This is a genomic window from Sinobaca sp. SA16-1, assembly GCF_059510515.1.
The window spans coordinates 450,914-457,849 of sequence record NZ_JCAKFL010000004.1 but is presented as its reverse complement, the minus strand read 5'-3'; the positions used below and the strand labels follow the sequence as shown (position 1 = coordinate 457,849).

Sequence of the window (6,936 nt, the reverse complement as noted above, 5' to 3'; positions counted from 1 at the left end):
ACCCGTCCGGTGACGATAGCCAAGAGGTCCCACCCGTTCCCATGCCGAACACGGAAGTTAAGCTCTTGTGCGCTGATGATAATTGGGGGGCGACCCCCTGTGAAAGTAGGACGTTGCCGGGCTAATTATTTATAAGTTTTATAGAAAATTTGATCTCCAAGAGATCAGATTTTTCTTCTATATACTATACATGCTTCCTTAGCTCAGCTGGTAGAGCGCATCCATGGTAAGGATGAGGTCACCGGTTCAAATCCGGTAGGAAGCTCCATTACACAAACGCTTAACCTCTTGGGATGGTATAATCACTCAAGAGGTTTTTATTGTATATGGAGCTTACGGCTGGGTTGAGCTTAGTATAATAGGGAGTCAAATGAAAGTTCTTATAAGCATGGGTATGTTACCTTCTTATGAAGAACATAAAACGACGAATCAACAGAAGGAGAAGATAGCTATGGAAGCAAAAACGTACGAACGAGACGAATTAGTAGGTTATCCAACGGCACCAACTTTATCTCAAACGAGAGTGCTCCGCATTGATAAGGGAGAAGAACTGGTGATGCTTGTTGAAATCACTCTGGCTGCCTGCTTTGATATGGGGTTTGATCCGGTGGACGGGGAAGAGCATATCCACGATTTTCTATGGGATAAGGGGCTCACTTTCATAGACAGTGAAAAGCCGACAGAGCAGAAACGGCTTGTGATCGCTTCTATAGATATTAAAGAAGGCCGCGTGAACAGCAAGTATTCAGACATGCTGAAAGCATTTGACATCGTTTAAACATACAGCAAAGGCATCCTCCATAAGAGAGGATGCCTTTTTATTTGTTGGTAAACTCAATGCGGCTCATCAGCTTTCGAATGCCGCGCGGTAGAAAATAAGCGAGCGGAAATGCCACAATAAAGGCAAGCAGCCAGGAACGCAACCATAAAGGAAACCAGGCCGTAAAGCCGTTGTTTACTAAAAGCATAATCAGTGAAATAAGTCCGGACATGCCAAACGCCATCAAAAACGTGAAGATTAAATGCTCATATCGTTTATTGATTTTCATGTTGTTTCTCCTTTAGCCTGTCTCTTTTGCGAACGTCTCGTGACACAGTATACTATAGAAACAAAAAAAGGCATAAAAGAACGTTTTAAAGGGCGTGCCAGTTCTTTCAGGAAAACATGTGCTGTACTTTCTCGAAATAGGCCTCTGCGCCCTCCCGTTCTTTCAAAGCTATAAATTCCTTGGCATCTTCTCCAATCACATACCGAAGCTGAGGGCTTTCATCGGTGGCGGCCTGGTAGATTTCCTCAGCCACAATATCAGGGGAAAAGCCACCGCTCGACAGCTGTTTCATTTTCTGCAGCAGGTCGCGGCTGTAGGTTTTATAGTCTTCCAGGCTGTTGTCTTCAAAAAAAGCCATTGACCGGCCGCTGAAGTCGGTCAGGACAACGCCTGGTTCAATTAGTTTGACCCGGATGCCCTGTGAACCTAATTCAAATGCGAGGGATTCTGTGAATCCCTCGACGGCAAATTTCGTAGCGTGATAAAGAGAGGTAATCGGAAGTACGACCCGGCCCCCGGCAGATGTGACATTCATAATCAGCCCGTCCTGCCGCGATCGGAAATGGGGCAGGAGGGCTTTGGTAACATCCATTAAACCGAAGACGTTCACATCAAACTGCCGGCGGATCTCACTGTCGTCAGCCGCCTCAAATATGCCCGTTGATCCATAGCCTGCGTTATTTAATAGAACATCTACCGCACCAAATTCCAACAGTGCTTCTTGTACTGCTTGTGCTATCGTTTCCTTTTTTTCAACATCGAGACAGAACAGTTTAATGGATGGATAGGCTTGTAGCTCTTCCTCCTTTTCCGGCGTTCGCATCGTAGCTGCTACATTCCAGCCTTTTTTCGCAAAGTACACCGCAGAAGCTTTTCCGATACCTGACGAGGCCCCGGTAATAAAAATCGTTTTCATTTCTTGTCCCCCTTTATAATTAAAACGTATCTCCGCTTATAGTTCCCTGTTTGTTTAAAAAATCCTTTTTTCCATGCCGGTAGATTATCGTTATAAACGTCTTTAAAAAGGGTACAGTCATTAGTTGGCTATATGTAATAAAGGGGTGGTTATTTGTCACAGGAAAAAAAGAATGAAAAGGAAAAGTCTTCATCAGGGATTGAACTAAAAGATCCACAGAATATATTGACGATTATTGGACTGGCGGCGGCACTTGTACTTACATACTTTGCTTATTTTTATTCTGGGTGGTCTCTTGTGTTGTTGTTTTGGATCGGAACAGGTATAGGGTTTACGCTGTTTCATGCCCGTTTTGGATTTTCTGCAGTATACCGGGAAATTGTCGAAAGCGGAAATACACAGATGCTGCGTGCCCACATGCTTATGCTGGCGATCGCAGCCACATTATTCATGCCTATTTTTGTGTTTGACCTCGGATGGTTTAATGCTACGCCCGAAGGAGCCGTTTCGGCTATTAGTGTCGGACTTGTTGTCGGATCGTTTCTATTTGGATTTGGCATGGAAATGGGAAGCGGCATGGCGCCGTCTTCTTTATACAAAGCAGAAGGAGGCCGTTCTGCCATGATGTGTACGCTCCTGGGATTTTTGACGGGAGCCGTTATCGGCGCTTCTCATTTTGGATTCTGGAATGACACGCTTCCGGCAGGTCCGGATATTTCGCTGGCGGTTGATACAGGACTTGGTTATGTCGGAGCCTGGCTTCTTTCCCTGCTCGTTTTTGCAGCGGTGGCAGTCGGTTCCTATATGTACAAGAAAAGAAAAAAACCGCCTGTGCTGCCTGCTCTTCCGGCTGCGGTTGGTTGGAGAAAAGTATTTTTTGGATCATGGCCATTGTGGGTTGGAGCGCTTCTGCTCGCTGTGTTGAACGCGGCAGCACTAATGGTGCAGGGCGAACCGTGGAAACTGACGGCAGCCTTTATTTTATGGGGATCCCAGCTCGTGGAGTTAACAGGGATAAATGTAGAGCAGTGGCAGTACTGGGTTGCAGAAGACCGACTGGCCGCGCTCCAGCAGACGATCTTTATGGATGGAACCAGTGTGCTGAACCTGGGTGTTATCACAGGCACGTTCCTTACGATGACTATCGGCGGGCTCGTCCGCTTTGAACGCATTCCACGGCGGATCGTGCTTTTGGCTTTAGGGGGAGGTCTCCTGATGGGATATGGAGCCAGTATTTCCTTTGGAGCCAACGTTGGGGCTTACTTCAGCGGCATTGCCTCTTTCAGTCTGCATGCGTGGGTATGGACCTGTTTTGCGGTACTGGGCGTATACAGTGCCTACTTCTTAGAAAAGAAGCTGCAGCTTACTCGATCAAAAAAAGAAAAATAGAACAGAGGAAAAGCAGGAAGGGACCCGGTCTCTTCCTGTTCTTTCATACATAACGACGGTTGACATATAAATTTTTCTGCATTAGTATATAAGCAAATAGTTATATAGTGATGGAGTGATATTAGTGGAACGATTACAGGCAGAAAGCCTAAACAGTACCCGCTATTTGTTTTTTACAGGCAAAGGCGGGGTAGGCAAGACAACGACAGCTTGCGCGATCGGTACTTCTTTAGCAGACAGGGGAAAGCATGTGCTGCTCGTAAGCACCGATCCTGCTTCGAACCTGCAGGATGTGTTTGAACAGAAAATCGAGCAGACAGCTACAGCGATTGCTTCTGTCCCGGGCCTGCATGCGATTAATCTCGATCCGGAAGAAGCCGCAAAAACATACCGGGATTCGGTAGTCGGTCCGTACCGGGGGCTTCTCCCTGAAGACGCCATTACAAATATGGAAGAACAGCTTTCAGGAGCCTGCACGACAGAAATTGCTGCGTTCGACGAATTCTCGCACCTGCTTACCGATAAACCGATTGCAGATGCCTATGACTTTGTTTTATTTGATACAGCACCGACCGGCCATACGCTGCGTCTGCTGCAGCTTCCGCTTGCCTGGTCTTCTTTTCTGGAAACGAGCGACCATGGTGCTTCATGTCTTGGACCACTTTCGGGACTCGAAGCCAAGAAAGACTTATACCAAGATGCGCTTCATACGTTAACGGATCGAGAAAAAACATCATTAATTCTGGTAGCAAGACCGGACGTGTCTTCTTTAAAAGAAGCGGAACGGGCAGGGCGGGAGCTTCAGGATATTGGCATAGTGAACCAAAAACTGATAGTTAATGGGTTGTTTCAGCGCAGCACAGAGGACGCTACAGCCGTGCAGCTCGAACAGGGCCAGCAGAAAGCCGTAGATGCCATGCCGGCATTTTTTGCAGATAAAAAGCAGTATTACCTTCCGCTCTTTGGTTTTCATTTAACGGGAATGGATTCATTAAGGCGCCTCTGGAACGAAGAGGAGGCCGGAAGCCCGGCAGCTTCTGAAGAAGAGCGGCAGCCGCTTGTACTTCCTTCACTGTCTTCGATTGTCGAAGAGCTGGCTCCGCTTGAAAAAGGTGTCTTCATGACAATGGGAAAAGGCGGTGTCGGTAAAACGACCGTTGCAGCTTCTGTAGCGGTGGAACTGGTGAGAAAAGGGTTGAAGGTCCATTTAACTACGACAGATCCGGCCAATCATTTATCCCATGCCGGTCTTACAGAAGACATGAAAGCAAAATTAAAAATAAGCAGCATCGATCCAAAGCAGGTCGTCGCTGATTATAAAGCAAAGGTACTGACGGACGTTAGAGAAGATCTGACAGAAGATGAATTGGCCTACGTTAAAGAGGATCTGGAGTCGCCATGCACAGAAGAAATTGCTGTTTTTCAGGCATTTGCCGAAGTAGTAGAGCAGGCGGACAATGAATTTGTCATTATCGATACGGCGCCGACCGGCCATACACTGTTGCTGCTTGATTCCGCGGGTTCTTATGAAAAAGAAGTAGAAAGAAGCAGCGGCTCCGTTAATAAGGCGGTTACCAATCTGCTGCCGAGACTGCGCAATCCGAAGGAGACCTTTGTAGCGGTTGTCACCCTTCCCGAAGCAACACCGGTGCTTGAAGCAGAAAGACTTCAGGAAGATCTGAAACGGGCCTCGATTCAGCCGTACTGTTGGATTATTAACCAAAGTCTGTATGGGGCCGGAACGAAAGATCCTGTTCTGCAGGGGCGCAGCGCCGCAGAGTACAGATGGATAAATAAAGTGAATACAGAACTTGCAGAGCGTGCCGTCCTGATTCCCTGGAAACCGGCCGGAACCGCAGCAGCCTCTACGCAGAGTGTTTAGAAAGGGGAAGGAATTAATGGAAACAAAGAACCTATTGGAAATAGAACGCACCGCTGTTATTTTGAAACTGATGGGAGACAAGACAAGGCTCACCATGCTTCGTCTTCTTGCTGATCATGACTGCTGCGTATGTGAATTTGTAGAAATTTTTGAGATGAGCCAGCCTTCTGTCAGTCAGCACGTCCGAAAAATGAAAGACGTTGGCATGGTAAAGGAACATCGAAGAGGGCAGTGGATTGTGTACTCTTTGAATGATTCATTTGAAGGATATGATTTGGTGAAGGATATGCTTGAATACGTTCCTGATCAAAATCACCATTTAGAAGAACTCATTGCAGCAGGCAAACGAATCAGCTGCTGCGAATAATATCAGGGAGTGTTTGAGACGATGGAAGTAGGACTCGCGAGTATCATCTTCCTCGTTACGCTGACGCTGGTTATCTGGCAGCCAAAAGGATTGGGTATTGGCTGGTCTGCGTGCGGGGGAGCTATTATAGCTTTATTGATAGGAATTGTTTCTTTTCAGGATGTACAGGATGTAACCGGAATCGTGTGGAACGCCACATTGACGTTTGTTGCCCTTATTATCATTTCGCTTATTTTAGATGAAATAGGATTTTTTGAATGGGCCGCGCTGCATATGGCCAGGCTTGCTAAAGGCAGCGGACTGCGTATGTTTATCTATATTATTCTGCTTGGATCCGTGGTGGCGGCTTTATTTGCCAACGACGGAGCAGCATTAATTTTAACGCCTATTGTACTGGCGATGGTCCGTAATCTTCATTTTAAAGAAAAAATGATTATGCCTTTTATTATGGCCAGCGGCTTTATTGCAGACGCTACGTCTCTGCCGTTGATTGTCAGTAACCTGGTTAATATTGTATCAGCTGACGTATTCGGTATTGGGTTTGTAGAATATGCCACCCGTATGATCGTTCCAAACTTCTTTAGTTTGGGAGCCAGTATTCTTGTGCTGTGGATTTACTTCAGAAAAGACCTGCCGGATCGTTACAACGTGGCTGATTTGAAGGCCCCGGCGGATGCTGTGAAAGATGCAAAAATGTTTCGGCTGTCCTGGTTGATTCTTGGTCTTCTGCTGGTTGGTTATTTTGGAAGTGAATTTCTGGAAATTCCAGTATCGCTTATTGCCGGCGTCATTGCGATTGTATTTCTGCTGGTGGCCAGAAGAAGCGAAGCTGTTAATACAGCGACTGTAGTCAAGGGAGCGCCGTGGGCGATTGTGTTCTTTTCCATCGGTATGTATGTGGTCGTTTACGGCCTTCGTAACGTAGGTTTGACAGGAGTTCTTGCCGAAGGAATTCAATGGACGGCAGAACACGGCATGTTTGCGGCGACCATCAGCATGGGCTTTATCGCAGCCATATTGTCCTCTGTGATGAACAATATGCCAACAGTACTTATTAATGCGCTCGCGATTCAGGAGACGGTGACGTCCGCTGAGATCAGGGAAGCGCTGATTTATGCCAATGTAATCGGTTCGGATCTGGGGCCGAAGATTACTCCTATTGGCTCGTTAGCCACGCTGCTGTGGCTTCATGTATTAAAGCAGAAAGGCTTTAAAATCAGCTGGGGTTATTACTTTAAGGTAGGAATTGTACTAACAGTCCCAACGCTGCTTATTACGCTGATCGGCCTTTATTTATGGCTGGTTCTTATTTTATAATCAAAGGAGAGAAAAA

Annotated in this window: 7 protein-coding genes, 1 tRNA gene and 1 rRNA gene; 7 read left to right on the top strand and 2 right to left on the bottom strand. The window is 46.6% G+C overall.

The features are described from left to right. The first annotated feature begins 5 nt into the window (after positions 1-5). The 3 genes from rrf to AC5W2J_RS14090 all read left to right on the top strand — a co-directional run bounded on the left by rrf (position 6) and on the right by AC5W2J_RS14090 (position 778). Positions 6-122, top strand: a 5S ribosomal RNA gene (gene rrf, locus AC5W2J_RS14100). A gap of 70 nt (positions 123-192) precedes the next feature. Then, a tRNA-Thr gene (locus tag AC5W2J_RS14095) sits at positions 193-268 on the top strand. A gap of 183 nt (positions 269-451) precedes the next feature. After that, on the top strand, positions 452-778 hold the full coding sequence (locus AC5W2J_RS14090) for a hypothetical protein (RefSeq protein WP_496060084.1): 327 nt from the start codon (positions 452-454) through the stop codon (positions 776-778). 40 nt (positions 779-818) lie between these two features. Here the strand turns inward: AC5W2J_RS14090 and AC5W2J_RS14085 are convergent, their stop codons facing one another. Further along, a complete protein-coding gene (locus AC5W2J_RS14085; RefSeq protein WP_496060083.1) occupies positions 819-1,049 on the bottom strand; it encodes a DUF2798 domain-containing protein in 231 nt (76 codons plus the stop codon). A 106-nt stretch (positions 1,050-1,155) separates the two neighbouring features. Further along, a complete protein-coding gene (locus tag AC5W2J_RS14080) occupies positions 1,156-1,965 on the bottom strand; it encodes an SDR family oxidoreductase (protein ID WP_496060082.1) in 810 nt (269 codons plus the stop codon). Between the two features lie 153 nt (positions 1,966-2,118). On the opposite strand from AC5W2J_RS14080, the gene AC5W2J_RS14075 reads away from it, so the two are divergent. The 4 genes from AC5W2J_RS14075 (at position 2,119) to AC5W2J_RS14060 (ending at position 6,920) form a co-directional block, all read left to right on the top strand. Beyond that, positions 2,119-3,354: a YeeE/YedE family protein gene (locus AC5W2J_RS14075; protein WP_496060081.1), complete on the top strand. Its 1,236-nt coding sequence runs from the start codon at positions 2,119-2,121 to the stop codon at positions 3,352-3,354. Positions 3,355-3,478: 124 nt separating this feature from the next. Continuing rightward, complete coding sequence (arsA, locus tag AC5W2J_RS14070) at positions 3,479-5,236, top strand: arsenical pump-driving ATPase (protein WP_496060080.1); 1,758 nt, start codon at positions 3,479-3,481, stop codon at positions 5,234-5,236. A 16-nt stretch (positions 5,237-5,252) separates the two neighbouring features. After that, positions 5,253-5,603 (top strand): ArsR/SmtB family transcription factor, encoded by a 351-nt coding sequence (locus tag AC5W2J_RS14065; protein WP_496060079.1) that lies wholly within the window; start codon positions 5,253-5,255, stop codon positions 5,601-5,603. Positions 5,604-5,624: 21 nt separating this feature from the next. Then, entirely contained in the window at positions 5,625-6,920 is a 1,296-nt protein-coding gene (locus tag AC5W2J_RS14060; protein ID WP_496060101.1) for an arsenic transporter, read from the top strand. Positions 6,921-6,936 lie beyond the last annotated feature (16 nt).